Origin of the sequence: Amycolatopsis melonis, from assembly GCF_040064235.1 — a bacterium.
In the GTDB taxonomy this organism is placed as follows: Bacteria; Actinomycetota; Actinomycetes; order Mycobacteriales; family Pseudonocardiaceae; genus Amycolatopsis; species Amycolatopsis melonis.
The window spans coordinates 285,060-299,662 of the sequence record NZ_JBDZYD010000011.1 but is presented as its reverse complement, the minus strand read 5'-3'; the positions used below and the strand labels follow the sequence as shown (position 1 = coordinate 299,662).

At 72.5% G+C, this 14,603-nt stretch carries 17 protein-coding genes; 9 read left to right on the top strand and 8 right to left on the bottom strand.

Annotation, left to right across the window (positions count from 1 at the left end; all coding sequences use genetic code 11):
- Positions 1–67: 67 nt before the first annotated feature.
- Together ABJI51_RS29225 and ABJI51_RS29220 are read right to left on the bottom strand one after the other, a co-directional pair.
- Positions 68–253 (bottom strand): hypothetical protein, encoded by a 186-nt coding sequence (locus tag ABJI51_RS29225; protein WP_348954239.1) that lies wholly within the window; start codon positions 251–253, stop codon positions 68–70.
- Positions 254–409: 156 nt separating this feature from the next.
- Positions 410–622, bottom strand: a complete 213-nt coding sequence (locus ABJI51_RS29220) for a BldC family transcriptional regulator (protein ID WP_348954238.1) — start codon at positions 620–622, stop codon at positions 410–412.
- 280 nt (positions 623–902) lie between these two features.
- Here ABJI51_RS29220 and ABJI51_RS29215 point away from each other — a divergent pair, with 280 nt between their 5' ends.
- The 3 genes from ABJI51_RS29215 to cds1 are packed head-to-tail and all read left to right on the top strand — an operon-like array spanning position 903 to position 2,745.
- Complete coding sequence (locus tag ABJI51_RS29215) at positions 903–1,376, top strand: Lrp/AsnC family transcriptional regulator (RefSeq protein ID WP_348954237.1); 474 nt, start codon at positions 903–905, stop codon at positions 1,374–1,376.
- Between the two features lie 11 nt (positions 1,377–1,387).
- Entirely contained in the window at positions 1,388–1,675 is a 288-nt protein-coding gene (locus ABJI51_RS29210) for a DUF4229 domain-containing protein (RefSeq protein ID WP_348954236.1), read from the top strand.
- Positions 1,672–2,745, top strand: coding sequence for an L-cysteine desulfhydrase Cds1 (gene cds1, locus ABJI51_RS29205; protein WP_348954235.1), 1,074 nt, complete (start codon positions 1,672–1,674; stop codon positions 2,743–2,745). The genes ABJI51_RS29210 and cds1 overlap by 4 nt, the downstream gene beginning before the upstream one ends.
- Positions 2,746–2,761: 16 nt before the next feature.
- Here the strand turns inward: cds1 and ABJI51_RS29200 are convergent, their stop codons facing one another.
- From ABJI51_RS29200 to ABJI51_RS29185, 4 genes are read right to left on the bottom strand one after another with little or no spacing between them, the layout of a single operon-like run.
- Positions 2,762–3,631 (bottom strand): 1,4-dihydroxy-2-naphthoate polyprenyltransferase, encoded by an 870-nt coding sequence (locus ABJI51_RS29200; RefSeq protein ID WP_348954234.1) that lies wholly within the window; start codon positions 3,629–3,631, stop codon positions 2,762–2,764.
- Between the two features lie 49 nt (positions 3,632–3,680).
- Positions 3,681–3,824 carry a hypothetical protein gene (locus ABJI51_RS29195; protein WP_348954233.1) on the bottom strand — a complete coding sequence of 48 codons (144 nt, stop codon included), beginning with the start codon at positions 3,822–3,824 and terminating at the stop codon, positions 3,681–3,683.
- 50 nt (positions 3,825–3,874) lie between these two features.
- Positions 3,875–4,999, bottom strand: a complete 1,125-nt coding sequence (gene menE, locus ABJI51_RS29190; RefSeq protein WP_348954342.1) for an o-succinylbenzoate--CoA ligase — start codon at positions 4,997–4,999, stop codon at positions 3,875–3,877.
- 1 nt (position 5,000) lies between these two features.
- Positions 5,001–5,924 (bottom strand): 1,4-dihydroxy-2-naphthoyl-CoA synthase, encoded by a 924-nt coding sequence (locus tag ABJI51_RS29185; protein ID WP_348954232.1) that lies wholly within the window; start codon positions 5,922–5,924, stop codon positions 5,001–5,003.
- Positions 5,925–5,981: 57 nt separating this feature from the next.
- Here ABJI51_RS29185 and menD point away from each other — a divergent pair, with 57 nt between their 5' ends.
- From menD to ABJI51_RS29170, 3 genes are all read left to right on the top strand, one after another.
- Positions 5,982–7,658, top strand: a complete 1,677-nt coding sequence (gene menD, locus ABJI51_RS29180; RefSeq protein ID WP_348954231.1) for a 2-succinyl-5-enolpyruvyl-6-hydroxy-3-cyclohexene-1-carboxylic-acid synthase — start codon at positions 5,982–5,984, stop codon at positions 7,656–7,658.
- A gap of 119 nt (positions 7,659–7,777) precedes the next feature.
- Positions 7,778–9,289 carry a M1 family metallopeptidase gene (locus tag ABJI51_RS29175; protein WP_348954230.1) on the top strand — a complete coding sequence of 504 codons (1,512 nt, stop codon included), beginning with the start codon at positions 7,778–7,780 and terminating at the stop codon, positions 9,287–9,289.
- A gap of 22 nt (positions 9,290–9,311) precedes the next feature.
- Positions 9,312–9,746: a DUF3592 domain-containing protein gene (locus ABJI51_RS29170; RefSeq protein WP_348954229.1), complete on the top strand. Its 435-nt coding sequence runs from the start codon at positions 9,312–9,314 to the stop codon at positions 9,744–9,746.
- Between the two features lie 386 nt (positions 9,747–10,132).
- On the opposite strand, the gene ABJI51_RS29165 is transcribed toward ABJI51_RS29170, so the two are convergent.
- Positions 10,133–10,963, bottom strand: coding sequence for an inositol monophosphatase family protein (locus ABJI51_RS29165; RefSeq protein WP_348954228.1), 831 nt, complete (start codon positions 10,961–10,963; stop codon positions 10,133–10,135).
- 132 nt (positions 10,964–11,095) lie between these two features.
- On the opposite strand from ABJI51_RS29165, the gene ABJI51_RS29160 reads away from it, so the two are divergent.
- The 3 genes from ABJI51_RS29160 to ABJI51_RS29150 all read left to right on the top strand — a co-directional run bounded on the left by ABJI51_RS29160 (position 11,096) and on the right by ABJI51_RS29150 (position 14,158).
- Positions 11,096–12,214, top strand: coding sequence for a glycosyltransferase family 4 protein (locus ABJI51_RS29160; RefSeq protein WP_348954227.1), 1,119 nt, complete (start codon positions 11,096–11,098; stop codon positions 12,212–12,214).
- Between the two features lie 2 nt (positions 12,215–12,216).
- Positions 12,217–13,320 (top strand): glycosyltransferase, encoded by a 1,104-nt coding sequence (locus ABJI51_RS29155; protein WP_348954226.1) that lies wholly within the window; start codon positions 12,217–12,219, stop codon positions 13,318–13,320.
- A gap of 79 nt (positions 13,321–13,399) precedes the next feature.
- Entirely contained in the window at positions 13,400–14,158 is a 759-nt protein-coding gene (locus ABJI51_RS29150) for an AfsR/SARP family transcriptional regulator (RefSeq protein WP_348954225.1), read from the top strand.
- Here ABJI51_RS29150 and ABJI51_RS29145 read toward each other — a convergent pair.
- Positions 14,151–14,525: a hypothetical protein gene (locus tag ABJI51_RS29145; RefSeq protein ID WP_348954224.1), complete on the bottom strand. Its 375-nt coding sequence runs from the start codon at positions 14,523–14,525 to the stop codon at positions 14,151–14,153. The genes ABJI51_RS29150 and ABJI51_RS29145 overlap by 8 nt on opposite strands.
- Positions 14,526–14,603: the final 78 nt, after the last annotated feature.

Below are 14,603 nucleotides of genomic sequence, written 5' to 3'. Positions count from 1 at the left end.
CTTCGATCACGTCAGTGACGGGCCGGATCACGCGAGTTACGGGTTCCGGGGAAAGGTAAAGGCCGGGTCAGCTGTCTTCGTCCCGGCGTTTGCGCTGCTGTTCGGCCAGCTGGCGCAGGAAGTCGGGGTCGTCGTCCGGGGCGAGCGGGGCCCGGCGCGGGGCCGAGGGCACCCCGATCCGCTGGCCGGCGAACGACCGCCACAGGAGCAGGGCGACGACCAGCGCGCCGACCGCCGCGAGCAGAGCGAGCATGCCGGATCCTTCCGTGTGGCTGCCAGTCCCCCGAGGTTAACCTCTCCGGGCCCTTCCGGCCCCACCCCGTCGTGCGGAGTGGCGGTGAAAACGCGAAGGGCCGCGCGGGACGGGGTGGTTTCCCCGTACCCGACACGGCCCCGGTGCCGGGATGGTTCAGGCGCCGCGCGCCGGCTCGCTGGCGTCAGTGGTCAGCTCGGCGAGGAGCTCGTTCACCTCGGACTCCCGGAACCGACGGTGCCCGCCCGGGGTCCGGATCGAGCCGATCCGGCCCGCCGTCGCCCACCGGGTGACCGTCTTCGGGTCCACGCGGAACAGCGCTGCCACCTCGCCAGGGGTGAGCAGACGTCCGCCCATCGTCGCGGTCATTTTCCGCCTCCTTCACGAACTCACTGCTATACCGGAGGCGTCCGGGCCCTTCTGGCCCGTCGCGCCGGGGTAGCCAACGAGGCAATCGTTGCACTTCACCCGTCGGGTACTCGAACGGTTGTCCTTGAGTAAAGAGCCCTTAAAGGTCAAAACGGACAGTTTGTTTACGGTCCGCAACTAACGTCCGGTGAGCGTGACGTGCGCAGACGCCGTCCCGGCGGGGTGCCGGGGGCGAGACGTGGTGCCAATGGGGGATTGTCCAACCGCATAGAGTGATGCCGTGGATCAGTTGGACCGGAAGATCATCGCAGCGTTGCGCATCAACGGACGGGCCACTTACGCGGACCTCGGCCGGGCCGTCGGGCTCTCCGCGTCGTCGGTACACGAGCGGGTCGGCAAGCTGGAGGCCGCCGGCGTGATCACCGGCTACCACGCGGTCGTCGACCCGAGTTCCGTCGGGCTCGGCGTCACCGCCCTCGTCGGCATCCACCCGACCGACACCGCCACGGAGGACGACGTCGCCGACGCACTCGCCGAGCTCGACGAGGTCGAGAGCTGCTACGCGGTGGCGGGCGACGAGGCGTTCGTCGTCAAGGTGCGCGTGCCGACCGTCGACGAGCTGGAGCGCACGCTCGGCAGGCTCCGCCGCATCCCCGGCGTGGGGCGGACGAACACCACCGTGGTGCTCTCGACGCGGTTCGAGGGCCGCCCGAACAACGCGGGCCTGCAGAAGGACCGGGCGGGCGGGGCGTAGCCTGCATCGATGTGAGCGACGAGAAAGCCGGCCACCTGCCCCGTGACCTGACGCTGTACCTGCTGGCGCGGTTCGTGCTGGTCGGGGTGATCGCCGGGGTGCTGGCCCTGGTGGGCGTGCCGCTGCTGGTCGCGCTGGTCATCGGGCTGATCGTCGGGCTGCCGCTGGGCCTGCTGCTGTTCCGCGGCCTCAACGCCCGCGTCACGGCCGGGCTGGCCAAGCGCAACGAGAAGCGCGCACGGGCCCGTGCCCAGCTGCGCGCGCAGCTGCGCGGCGACGCTCCGGGACAGCCCGAATGAGCCACAGCCGCAGCTGGGTCCGCGAGGCTGTCCGGATCATCGAGGCCGACGCCAACCGCAGCGCCGACACGCACCTGCACGTCTTCCCGCTGCCCCCGGAGTGGGGCATCGACCTCTACCTCAAGGACGAGTCCGTCCACCCGACCGGCTCGCTGAAGCACCGGCTGGCCCGGTCGCTGTTCCTGTACGGGCTGGTCAACGGTCAGATCGGGCCGGACACGGTGCTCGTCGAGGCCTCCAGCGGGTCCACCGCGGTGTCCGAGGCGTACTTCGCGCGGATGCTGGGCCTGCGCTTCATCACCGTCGTGCCGCGGCGCACGTCGAAGGAGAAGGTCGCGCTCATCGAGTTCTACGGCGGCGAATGTCACTTCGTCGACGAAGCCCCCGCGATGTACCCGGAGGCCGAGCGCCTCGCGGCCGAGTGCGGCGGGCACTACCTCGACCAGTTCACCTACGCCGAGCGCGCGACGGACTGGCGCGGCAACAACAACATCGCCGAGTCGGTGTTCGCCCAGATGCGCTCGGAACGCCACCCGGTACCGAGCTGGATCGTGGTCGGCGCGGGCACGGGCGGCACGAGCGCGACGTTCGGCCGGTACGTCCGCTACAAGCGCCACACGACGAAGATCTGCGTGGTGGACCCGGAGAACTCGTCGTTCTACGGCGCATGGGAGACCGGCGCGCTGGACTACGGCACCGGCATGCCGTCGCGGATCGAGGGCATCGGGCGGCCGCGCTGCGAGCCGTCGTTCGTGCCGGGCGTCATCGACGAGATGTTCCAGATCCCCGACGCGGGTTCGCTGGCGGCGATCCGCCTGCTGCGCGAGCGCACCGGGCACTGGGCGGGCGGCTCGACGGGAACGAACCTCTACGGCGCGTTCCGGCTCATCTCCCGCATGGTCGAGGACGGCCAGGCGGGCAGCGTCGTGACCCTGCTGTGCGACGGCGGCGAGCGGTACGCGCACACGTACTACAACGACGAGTGGGTGGCCCAGCAGGGCCTGGACCTGGCCCCGCACACGGCGTTGTTCGAGGAGTTCCTGACGACGGGCAAGTTCCCGCAGGACTAGGTCTCAAGCGGGCCCGTCAGAAGGCGAGGGCCACCGCCGCCAGGATCGCCCACGCGAGCATGGCCAGGCCGGTGTCCCGCAGGGCCGGGATCAGGGCGCGGCCCTGTGCGCCGCCGCCGACCGCGCGGACCGACTTGAGCAGCAGCGGGGCCGTCGCCAGCGTGATCAGGACCAGCGGGTCGAAGATGCCCAAGACCACGCCGAGCACGTACGGCACCGCGATCAGCGCCAGGTAGAGCCGCCGGGTGCCGCGGTCGCCGAGGCGGGTGGCCAGGGTGCGCTTGCCCGACTCGACGTCCGTCGGGATGTCGCGGAGGTTGTTGGCCGTCAGGACCGCCGTCGAGAAGCAGCCGACCGCGACCGCGCACGCCAGGCCCGCCCAGCTGACCCGGCCCGCCTGCACGTACACCGTGCCCAGCACGCCGGCCAGCCCGAAGAACACGAACACGGCGATCTCGCCGAAGCCGTAGTAGCCGTACGGCTTCTTGCCGCCGGTGTAGAACCAGGCGCCGAGGATGCACAGCCCGCCCATCGCGAGGAGCCACCAGTACCCGCTGACGGCCACCAGCACCAGCCCCAGCACCCCGGCCAGGCCCAGCGCGGCCAGCGCCGCGGCCAGCACGGCCTTCGGCGCGGCGACACCCGAGCCGACCAGCCGCAGCGGGCCGACGCGGTTTTCGTCCGTGCCGCGGATGCCGTCAGAGTAGTCGTTGGCGTAGTTGACGCCGACGATCAGCGAGAGCGAGACCAGCAGCGCCAGCACCGAACGTCCCCACGAGAACGCGTCCAGCGCGACCGCCGCACCGGCACCCGCCACCACCGGCGCGACCGCGTTGGGCAGCGTCCGCGGCCGGGCCCCTTCGATCCACTCGTTCAAGCTCGCCATGGCGTCATTCAACGCCATGGTGATCACCCGCGAGGAGGAACCCGGGAAGTCAGTCCGTGGTCGGCAGCTGCCACGCCAGCTGGCCGCTGTTGGGATCGACGGTGGGGCCGTCGGCCAGTGCCGTCCCGGCGGGAAGAAGGACCCCCAGGGTGACGGCGGTGCTGAGAAGAGCGGTTCTGATCCAGCGCGTCATGACCGGTAGCCAACTGCTTGCACCCCGTGATGTCAACGAAGTGCCACCATTCAGCCGCGCGCTCCGGGTGCCAGCCGCGACCGCACCGCCGCCCGGTCGACCTTGCCGGGGCCGCGCAACGGCAGCTCCGCGTCGTATTCGATGCGCTTGGGGGCCGAGGCCGCGCCCAGTTCCGCGCGGACCGCCGCGCGCAGGTCGCCGGGTTCACCTGCCGGGACGACCAGTGCCACCACCGCCTCGCCCCACTCCGGGTCCGGCACGCCGACGACGCACGCGTCGCGCACGCCCGGCTGGGCGCACAGGCACCGCTCGACCGCGTTCGCCGACACCTTCACGCCGCCGGTGTTGATCATGTCGTCGGCGCGGCCGAGGACCTCCAGGCGGCCGTCGTCGTGCAGGATCCCGCGGTCCGACGTCGTGAACCAGCCGTCGCGGAACGCCTCCGCCGTCAGGTCCGGCCGTCGCCGGTACCCGTGCGCGAGGAGCGGGCCGGCGATGCGGATCCGGTCGCCGGTGACGTCGACGCGGACGCCGTCGAGCGGGAAGCCGTCGTAGACGCAGCCGCTCGCCGTCTCGCTCATCCCGTACGCGGGCACGATCCGCACGCCCGCGTCGGCCGCGCGCTCCCGCACCGCCGGGGACGTCGCCGCCGCGCCGACCACGATCGCGTCGAACGTCTTCGCCGCGGCCAGCCCCGCGCCGCCGTCGTCGAGCAGGCGGACCAGCTGGGTCGGGACCAGTGCCGTGTAGCGGGGGCTGCCCGTCAGCGTCGCCGCCGCGGCCGCGAAGCTGTCCGGCCGGAAGCCGGTCCCGGGCAGCAGGACCGGTTCGGTGCGCGCGAGCAGCGACCGGACCAGCACCTGCAGCCCGCCGATGTACTGCGCGGGCGTGGCCAGCAGCCACTGGCCGGGGCCGCCGAGCCGGTCGTGGGTCGCCTCGGCGGAGGCGACCAGCGCACGGGCCGACAGCAGCACGCCCTTGGGCGCGCCGGTCGACCCCGACGTGGCGATGACCACGGCGGTGCCCGGCTCGGCGGGCTCGGCCGGGGCCATCGCGTCGCGCAGCGCGGGATCGGTGAACGGCAGCACCGCCGGGCCGCCGCCCAGCGCGTCCGCGACCGCCGCCTTCAGCGTCGCGAGCGCGCCGGGCGAGCCGTCGAGGTGGACCGGGAGCAGCTCAGTAGTAATAGGGGACGTCCTTGAAGTCGGGGTCGCGCTTCTGGAGGAACGCGTCGCGGCCTTCCACGGCCTCGTCCTGCATGTACGCCAGCCGGGTGGTTTCGCCGGCGAACAGCTGCTGGCCGACCAGGCCGTCGTCGGTGAGGTTGAACGCGTACTTGAGCATCCGCTGCGCCGTCGGCGACTTGCGCGTGATCTCCCACGCCCAGGTCAGCGCCTCTTTCTCCAGCTCGGCGTGCGGGACGACGGCGTTCACCGCGCCCATGTGGTGCATCTGCTCGGCGGAGTACTCGCGGCCGAGGAAGAAGATCTCCCTGGCGAACTTCTGCCCGACCATCTTCGCCAGGTAGGCCGAGCCGTAGCCACCGTCGAACGAGCCGACGTCGGCGTCGGTCTGCTTGAACTTCGCGTGCTCGGCCGAGGCGAGCGTGAGATCGCACACGACGTGCAGGGAGTGCCCGCCGCCCGCGGCCCACCCCGGGACCACCGCGATCACCGGTTTCGGCATGAACCGGATGAGCCGCTGGCACTCGAGGATGTGCAGCCGCCCGGCCCGCGCCGGGTCCACCGTGTCGGAGGTCTCCCCGCTCGCGTACTGATACCCGGACCGTCCGCGAATACGCTGGTCACCACCGGAGCAGAACGCCCACCCGCCGTCCTTGGGCGACGGGCCGTTCCCGGTGAGCAGGACACAACCGACGTCGGCGCTCATCCGGGCGTGGTCCAGCGCCCGGTACAGCTCGTCGACGGTGTGCGGCCGGAAGGCGTTGCGGACCTCCGGGCGGTCGAACGCGATGCGCACGACGCGTTTGCCGCCGCGGCTCTCGGCCGAGCGGTGGTAGGTGATGTCGGTGAAGGCGAAACCTTCGACCTCGGTCCACGCGGCCGGATCGAACAGCTCGGAAACTCGGGCGTCATCCACGTTTGCGAGGATAGGACGTGTGGACATGACAGATCTCGGTGTACCAGGGGCGTGCCGGTGAACCCTTCCACCGCGCAGGCCAGGGTCATCGTCGACGAACTCGTCCGCAACACGGTTTCCCACGTCGTCCTCTGCCCCGGCTCCCGCAACGCGCCCCTGTCGATCGCGCTGTACGACGCCGCCGCGGCCGGGAAACTGCAGCTCCACGTCCGGATCGACGAACGCGGCGCGGCGTTCCTGGCCCTCGGCATCGCCGCACGCACCGGCCGCCCGGTGGCCGTGCTCTGCACGTCCGGCACCGCGGCCGCGAACTTCCACCCGGCGGTCCTGGAGGCCGACCGGGCCGGTGTCCCGCTGATCGTGCTGACCGCCGACCGGCCGCCCGAGCTGCGGGCCGCGGGCGCGTCGCAGGTCATCGACCAGCACCAGCTCTACGGCGACGCCGTCCGCTACTTCGACGAGCTGGCCGTCGCCGAACGGCGGGCCGGGCAGAACTCGTACTGGCGCAGCCAGATCTGCCGGGCCTGGAACGCCGCCTACGGCGAGTGGCGCTGCGGGCCGGTGCACCTGAACATCCCGTTCCGCGAGCCGCTCGTGCCGGATCTCGACGACGACGGCGAGTGGTACGAATCACTCGACGGCCGCGCCGACGGGTCCCGCTGGACCGAGCTGCCGGACTTCGGCGCGCTGCCGTCGTTCGTGGTGCCCTCGGCCCGCCACGGCCTGGTCATCGCGTGCGACACCGGCGTCCAGGCGGCCAGCGAGTGGGCCGAGCAGCACGGCTGGCCGGTCGTGTCGGAGACCGGCGGTCTCGGGCTGTCCGGCGGCACGGCGATCTCGTCCGGGGCGTGGCTGCTCGGCGTCGAGGAGTTCATCGGGCGGCACATGCCCGAGCAGGTGCTCTGCCTCGGCCGCCCGACGGTGTTCCGGCAGATCCAGAAGGTGCTCTCGGACGCCTCGGTCGAGGTCCTGCTGGTGCGCCCGGACTCGGACTGGCCTGCGCCGGCGCACAACGTCCGGCAGGTCGGGCAGTGGTTCGACGAGCCGACCAAGCCCGCCGACCCGGAGTGGCTGGCCAGCTGGCGCCGCGCCGACGCGGCGGCCGCCGCGGCCGTCGCGGATACCCTGGCCGGGGAACCGTGGCCGAGCGGGCTGCGCGTCGCGACCGAGCTGGTCGACGCGCTGCCGCCGGACTCGCTGCTGGTCGTGGGCTCGTCCAACCCGACCCGCGACGTCGCGCTGGCCGGCCGCCTGCGCCCGGACGTGCTGGTGCACCGCAACCGCGGGGTGGCGGGCATCGACGGCACGGTCTCGACCGCCATCGGCGCCGCGTACGTCCACCGCGGGCCGTCGTACGCGCTGCTGGGCGACCTGACGTTCCTGCACGACGCGTCCGGGCTGCTGACCGGGCCCGCCGAGCAGCGTCCCGACCTGACGATCGTGGTCCTCAACGACGACGGCGGCGGCATCTTCTCGCTGCTGGAGCAGGGTGCGCCCGAGCACGCGGCGAGCTTCGAGCGCGTCTTCGGCACCCCGCACGGCGCCGACCTGGGCGCGCTGTGCGCCGGCTACCGCGTCCCGCACGTCGTCGCCGGGACGCTGACGGAGTTCCGGGCCGCGCTGCGGCCGGAACCGGGGTTGCGGGTCGTCGAGGTGCGGGTGGACCGGTCCCGGCACCGGGACCTGCACGCCCGGCTGCGGGCGGCGGTGTCCTCGGCGGTCTCCGCGGCCTGACGTCAACCGCTTTCCGGGTGGAATCCCAGAAAGCAAGAAACCTCCCTTCGGCTGTTCCTGCCTTCGCCTGGCCTGGCTACGTTCGAGCGCGCTGCTTCCACTCCTTTGGAGGAATTCGAATGCGTGCAAGAACGCGCACCGGCCTCGGTGCGCTCGCGGCCGGCGTCGTTTCGGTGCTGCTCGCCGGCACCGCGAGCGCGGCGCCGTCGCCCGGCGCCCCCGGCGTCGGCGACCCCTACTACCCGAACGCCGGCAACGGCGGCACGGACGTCCTGCACTACGACATCCGCCTGACCTACCAGCCCGCGACCGACCTGCTGTCGGGCACCACCACGCTGCTGCTCACCGCGACGCAGGACCTTTCGCGGTTCGACCTCGACTTCGCGCTGAAGGCCTCCAGCGTGCGGGTGAACAACCGGCCCGCGCAGTTCACGAACCAGACCGGCAACGGCGAGCTGGTCGTCACGCCGGCCCAGCCGCTGCTCAAGGGCCAGACCGCGACGGTCGTCGTCGCCTACTCGGACACGCCGTCGACCGAGAAGGTCGACGGCCTCAACGCGTGGAAGAAGGGCGCCTTCGGCGCGCTGGGCATCGACGAGCCGCAGAGCTCGGCGTGGTGGTTCCCGGCCAACGACCACCCGACCGACAAGGCGACCTACGACGTCTCGATCGAGGCGCCGGACGACACCGTCGCCATCTCCAACGGCACCCTCGTCCGCAAGACGAAGCAGCGCGCCGGCTGGACCCGCTGGAACTGGCGCAGCACCAAGCCGCAGGCGACGTACCTCACGTCGTTCATCGTCGGCAAGTACGAGGTCGTCGAGTCGACCACGCCGGACGGCAAGCCGTTCGTCACCGCCTACGGCGCCGACCTCGGCGACTCGCTGTACGCGGCGAAGGCCAGCGTCGAGCGGACCCCGGAGATCAACGAGTTCCTCGGCACGCAGTTCGGGCCGTACCCGTTCGAGGCCGAAGGCGGCGTGGTCACCAGCGGCATCACGTTCTCGCTGGAGAACCAGACCCGGCCGACCTACGGCGCCCGCAACTTCCGTGCCGGCTCGAACACGACGCTGATCGCGCACGAGAACGCGCACCAGTGGTTCGGCGACAGCGTCTCGCTCGGGCGCTGGAGCGACATCTGGCTGAACGAGGGCTTCGCGTCGTACGCGGAGTGGCTGTGGTCGGAGCACGAGGGCGAGGGCTCGGTCGCCGAGCTGGCGCAGTACACGTACGACTCGAACCCGGCGGACGCGCCCCTGTGGAAGCTCGTCCCGGCCGACGTCGGCCCGGACAACCAGTTCGACAACGCGGTGTACGACCGCGGCGCGCTGACGCTGCAGGCGCTGCGGACCGCCGTCGGCGACGACGCGTTCTTCACCATCCTGAAGACGTGGCACGCCCAGAAGGCGGGCAAGGACGCCCGGATCCAGGAGTTCATCGCGCTGGCGGAGAAGATCTCGGGCAAGCCGCTGCACGACCTGTTCCAGACCTGGCTGTACACGGCGGGCAAGCCCGCGGTGGGCCCGAACGGCGCGGCCGTCACCGCGCGGTTCGCGGCTCCGGCGAAGCCGAAGTCGTACGACCAGATCCAGGCGAACCACCGGTTCCTCGCCGCGGAGCACGCGGGATAGCGAGGACCGCTACGCTCGCGGCGTGAGCACGAGAGGTGAGCGGGCGAGGCGCGCCGGGTGGTGGATCACCCTCGGCGTCGCCTCGCTCCTCACCGTGATGTGCGTGTGCCTGCTGTTCGCGGCCATCCGCAACGACAACGCGATCGAAGCCCAGCTCGGCACGGCAACGGCCACGGTGGACTCGGTGGCGTTCGACCGCACGATCATCCACTTCGAGACACCGGACGGCATCGTCCACAGCCCGGCGAACGGAGTGCTGTACCCGGACGGGCTGGCGGCGGGCCAGCTGGTTCGCATCGAGTACGACGCGTCGGACCCGGAACTGGCCAGGGTGGCCGGGCGGTCGGCGGTTTTGACGTTGCTGCCGCTGGGGAGTTTCGTGTTCTTCACCTGGCTGGTGGCTGGGCCTGCGTTGTGGTGGATACGGCGGCAGGCCAAGCGGGCTGCTTCGGTTTGAGGTTGCGGCTTGAGGGTTGTCTTCCGCTCCTCGTCTTCGATTGTTCAACACCGGAGAGCCGGCCTCAAGGGCGCCTTCGGCGTCGCTTCGCGATGAGCTTCGCTCACCCTTGACCCCGGCTCTCCGGTGCTGACTGCGGCGGGGACGAGGGGCGGGGGAGGTGTAGGGCGGTCAGCGGGGGCCGGCTCAGCCCGCTTTCTCCAGCCGGCGTATCCCTGGCGCAGCAGGCGGTACCCCAGCTCCGCCTCGCCCTTGCCATGCGGCCGCAGCAGCCACCACCCCACGAAGTCCTCTCCGCGAAGCCCATCCATAAGCCGAACCCGGCCGCCGTGCGTGGGCGCGGATACCTCCGCCCGGGTCCGGGACCGCGCCACCCGCGCGACGGATCAGCCTGCCGTCTCCTGCCACCAGCCCAGCACTTCGTCGGCCACTCCCGGTGCCGCCACCAGCAGGCCGTCGGTCGGCAACGCCGTGTCCTCGCCGTGCCGGTCCAGCACCACCGCGCCCGCCTCGATGGCCATTGCCACCGACCCGGCCACGTCCCACTCGTGGTAGCTGTGCAGCACCGCCGCCGCTGCGTGGCCGAGTGCCACCTGGGCGATCGACAATGCCGCCGATCCCAGCACGCGCACTCCCGCGTGGGCCGCCGCCGCTCGCTCGATGAAGCCGCCCATGCCCGGCCAGGGGCCTCGGCGGGCGAACTCCGTGCACACCAGGGCTCCCGCCGTTACGCCGCGGTCCGTGAGCCGGACCGGCTTGCCGTTCGCGCGGGCTCCGCGGCCGCGTGCTGCCGCGTAGATCTGGGCGCGGTACGGGTCCGCCACCACGCCCACCACCGGTCCGGACGCGTCCACCAGCGCCAGGCTGTAGGCGCACCACGGTACGCCCGCCACGTAGTTCGCCGTGCCGTCGACCGAGTCCACCACCCAGCGGTACTCGGCGACGTCCGCGCCGTGGTCGGCGCCGAACTCGTGGCCCACCACCGGGATGCCCGGGAACTCCGCGGTCAGCACGCGCCGCGTGTGCCGCTCGAGGATCCGGTCGGTGTCGGTGACCCAGTCGAACGGCGAGTCCAGCGTGGCAGGGTGCGCGCCGCGGCCGGCGGTCGCGGTGATCACGTCGGTGGCGTCGTTGGCCAGCCGTCCGGCCACTTCGAGCGCCCTCGACAGCAGGCCGGGCTCGACGGGCCGCGGCGGCCGGGAGGACAAGAGGGTCATGCCTGCTTAGTCTGGGCCCCGCTGGTTTCCGGGACACGACCTTGAGATGACATCTTCGAACGGCCGAAGTGTTCGGACACCGTTGGCCGGAGTGTCACGAGGCCGCCAGGATCGGCTGCCATCGTCCTGGACGTGCGAGTCGCCATCGTCACCGAAAGTTTCCTGCCCCAGGTGAACGGCGTGACCAACTCCGTCCTGCGGGTCGTCGAGCACCTGCGCGAACGCGCGCACGACGTGCTGGTCATCGCGCCCGGCCCCGGCCCGGACAGCTACCGCGGCGCCCCGGTCGTGCGCATTCCCGCGCTCGACGTCCCCGGTGTCAGCTCCCTGCCGATCGGCCTGCCCACGCGCACGGTGCTGAACGCGCTCACCGCGTTCGGCCCGGACGTCGTGCACCTGGCGTCGCCGTTCGTCGTCGGCGCCCGCGGCCTCGCCGCCGCGAGACGGCTGCGCGTCCCCGCGATCGCCGTCTACCAGACCGACATCGCCGGGTTCGCCGCCGCGTACGGCTTCGGCCTCGCCGCCCGCGCCGCGTGGCGCTGGGTGCGGCGGCTGCACTCGCGTGCCGACCGGACCCTCGCGCCGTCCAGCGACTCGGTCGAGCAGCTGCGGCTCCACGGTGTCCCGCGGGTGCACCGCTGGGCCCGCGGCGTCGACATCGACCGGTTCTCCCCGGCACACGCCGACCCGGCGCTGCGGGCCGAGCTGGCGCCGGACGGCGAGCTGCTCGTCGGGTTCGTCGGCAGGCTGGCGCCGGAGAAGGAGGTCGACCGGCTCGCCGCGCTGGCCGGGCTGCCGGGGATCCGCGTGGTCGTCGTCGGCGACGGGCCCGAACTCGAAAGCCTGAAGCAGCAGCTGCCCGGCGCGGCGTTCCTCGGCGCGAAGTACGGCGAAGAGCTTTCGACGGCGTACGCGAGCCTCGACGTCTTCGTCCACACCGGACCGCACGAGACGTTCTGCCAGGCGGTGCAGGAGGCGATGGCGTCCGGGCTGCCCGTGCTGGCGCCGGACGCGGGTGGTCCCAAGGACCTCGTGCTGCCCGGCCGCACCGGCTACCTGCTGCCCGCGGACCGCGCGCGGTTCGGCCCGGCGCTGGTCGCGAAGGTCGACGCCCTGCGCGACGCCGCGTTGCGCGCGAGGCTCGGCGAGAAGGCGCGCAAGGTCGTGCTCGGCCGCACCTGGCCCGCCGTCTGCCACGAGCTGGTGGGGCACTACGAAGCCGTGCAGGGCCGGGCCGCCCGCGCGGCCTGACGATGCACATCGTCCAGCTCGCGAACTTCTACGGGCCGCGCTCGGGCGGCCTGCGCACGGCGCTGCACCACCTCGGCGCCGGTTACGTCGCCAGCGGGCACGAAGTGACGCTCGTGGTGCCCGGCACGCGGTACGCCGACGAAGTCCTGCCGACCGGCGTACGCCGCTTTTCCTTGCCTGCGCCCAAAATCCCGGGCACCGGTGGTTACCGGGCCGTCGACCCGCACCGCGTCCGCGCGGTGCTGCGGAAGCTGGCGCCGGACCGCCTGGAGGTGTCTGACCGGCTGACACTGCGCGGCATGGGCGGCTGGGCGCGGCGCCACGGCGTCCCCAGCACGGTGATCTCCCACGAGCGCCTGGACCGGCTGCTGGAGCAGTTCCTGCTGCCGGGGCCGCTGGCGCGCCGCGTCGCCGACGTCGCGAACCGCCGGATGGCCGCGAGCTACGACACGGTCGTCTGCACGACGGCGTTCGCGCGCGCGGAGTTCGACCGGATCGCGGCGCCGAACGTCCGGCGGGTCCCGCTCGGCGTCGACCTCACGACGTTCCGTCCCGCGCTGCGCGACGACGGCAGGCGCGCCGAACTGGCCGGGGGAGCGGACGCGCTGATCGTCCACTGTGGACGTCTGTCGCCGGAGAAGCACGTGGAGCGCAGCGTGGACACCGTCGCCGCGCTGACCGAGGCGGGCGCGAAGGTGCGGCTGGTCGTGGCAGGCGACGGCCCGCGGCGCCGGGCACTCGAGCGCCGGGCTCGCGGCCTGCCGGTCACCTTCCTCGGGTTCCTGTCCGGCCGCGGCGAGGTCGCGCGGCTGCTGGCCAGCGCGGACGTCTCCCTCGCGCCCGGTCCGCACGAGACGTTCGGCCTGGCGGCCCTGGAGGCGCTCGCGTCCGGGACGCCGGTGGTGGTGTCGGCCTCCTCGGCGCTGCGGGAGATCGTCCGGCCGGGGTGCGGCGCGGCGGTCGACGACCACGCGCCCGCCTTCGCGCGGGCCGTGACCGAGCTGCTGGACAGCCCCGAGGAGGCCCGGCGGGCCGCGGCGCGGGCGCGCGCGGAGGAGTTCACCTGGCCCGCGGCGGTCGCCGGGATGCTCGCCACCCACGGCTGAGTCCGCTTTGCCCGTTCTGTACGTCATTTGTACACGGGCTGGTCAAGATCGACTTCTCGACGCGAGAAGGGGGCTTTCCGTGGAGTTCGTGGTGCTCGGCCCGCTCACCCTGGTGTCCGGCGCGCGGGCGGCGCCGGTGCCCGGACGGCTGCGGCGCATCCTGCTCGGCGTGCTGCTGGCCGACGCCAACCACTTCGTCCGGGCCGACGTCCTGGCCGACGCGCTGTGGGACGGCGATCCCGACCGGCGGGCGGCCCGCAAGCTGCACTGGCACGTCCACAAGCTGCGGTCCGTGCTGCCCGAGCGCGAGCGGCTGGACTACGGGCACGGCGGCTACCGGCTCGTCGTCCGGCCGGGCGAACTCGACGCCGAACGGTTCGAAGCACTCGCCGGGCAGGCGGCGGGGGAGCCGCGGCCCGCCGAACGGACCGCGCTGATCCGCGAGGCACTCGGGTTGTGGCACGGCACGCCGTACGGCGGCTTGGACGTCCCGGTACTGGCCGACGAGGCACTGCGGCTGTCCGAGCGCCGCCTGGTCCTGCTCGAACAGCTGCACCAGGCCGAACTCGACCTCGGCAGGCACGCCGCCGTGGTCGCCGAGCTGACCGGGCTGGTGCGGCGGTATCCGCTGCGCGAGCGGCTGCACTACCTGCTCATGGTGGCGCTGACGCTGGACGGGCGGCGGGCGGAGGCACTGGACGCCTACCGCGGTGCCCGCCGGGTGCTGGTCCGGCAGCTCGGCCTGGAGCCGGGCCGCGCGCTGCGCGACCTCGAACGCCGGATCCTGGCGGACGGGCCCGTGGCCGTGGCGACGGGCCCGTCCGGGGAGATCAGATGACGCGCAGGTAGAGGTACACGTGCGAGCCGGCGTGGGTCTTGTTGAACTCCTTCTTCGTGCCCTCGCCGCCGGCGCGGACGGTGCCGAAGTTGGTGCCGTCGCCCCAGGCGCCGTAGACCTCGGCGGCCTTGCCGTCGGCGTCGGTGTCCTTGACCCAGCCCTGGACCGCGACCTTGCCGCTGGTGCAGGTGATCGTCCACGCGGCGGAGCCACCGCCGACCGAGGGGTCGAACTTGTCGCCACAGGTGCCCTGGATCGTCACCACACCGTCGGTGCCCGCCAGCGCCGGGGCCGAGCTGATCAGGGAACCACCGACGACGGCGCCGGCCAGCGCGGCCACGGCCGCCGCCTTCTTGACGAAGCTCATCTCGTAGTGCCTTTCTCGGGGTTCGGCGGGCTGTCCGACCGCCGTGGGAAAGACACTGCCGAGGGCGGCTTTGCTGTT

Bases quoted from the DNA above. Each gene is read 5' to 3' on its own strand.
- ABJI51_RS29155 (WP_348954226.1), top strand. From the start codon at position 12,217: ATGCACATCGTCCAGCTCGCGAACTTCTACGGGCCGCGCTCGGGCGGC.
- ABJI51_RS29195 (WP_348954233.1), bottom strand. From the start codon at position 3,824: ATGACGCGCTGGATCAGAACCGCTCTTCTCAGCACCGCCGTCACCCTG.
- ABJI51_RS29225 (WP_348954239.1), bottom strand. From the start codon at position 253: ATGCTCGCTCTGCTCGCGGCGGTCGGCGCGCTGGTCGTCGCCCTGCTC.
- ABJI51_RS29175 (WP_348954230.1), top strand. From the start codon at position 7,778: ATGCGTGCAAGAACGCGCACCGGCCTCGGTGCGCTCGCGGCCGGCGTC.
- cds1 (WP_348954235.1), top strand. From the start codon at position 1,672: ATGAGCCACAGCCGCAGCTGGGTCCGCGAGGCTGTCCGGATCATCGAG.
- ABJI51_RS29220 (WP_348954238.1), bottom strand. From the start codon at position 622: ATGACCGCGACGATGGGCGGACGTCTGCTCACCCCTGGCGAGGTGGCA.
- ABJI51_RS29200 (WP_348954234.1), bottom strand. From the start codon at position 3,631: ATGGCGAGCTTGAACGAGTGGATCGAAGGGGCCCGGCCGCGGACGCTG.
- ABJI51_RS29145 (WP_348954224.1), bottom strand. From the start codon at position 14,525: ATGAGCTTCGTCAAGAAGGCGGCGGCCGTGGCCGCGCTGGCCGGCGCC.
- ABJI51_RS29165 (WP_348954228.1), bottom strand. From the start codon at position 10,963: ATGACCCTCTTGTCCTCCCGGCCGCCGCGGCCCGTCGAGCCCGGCCTG.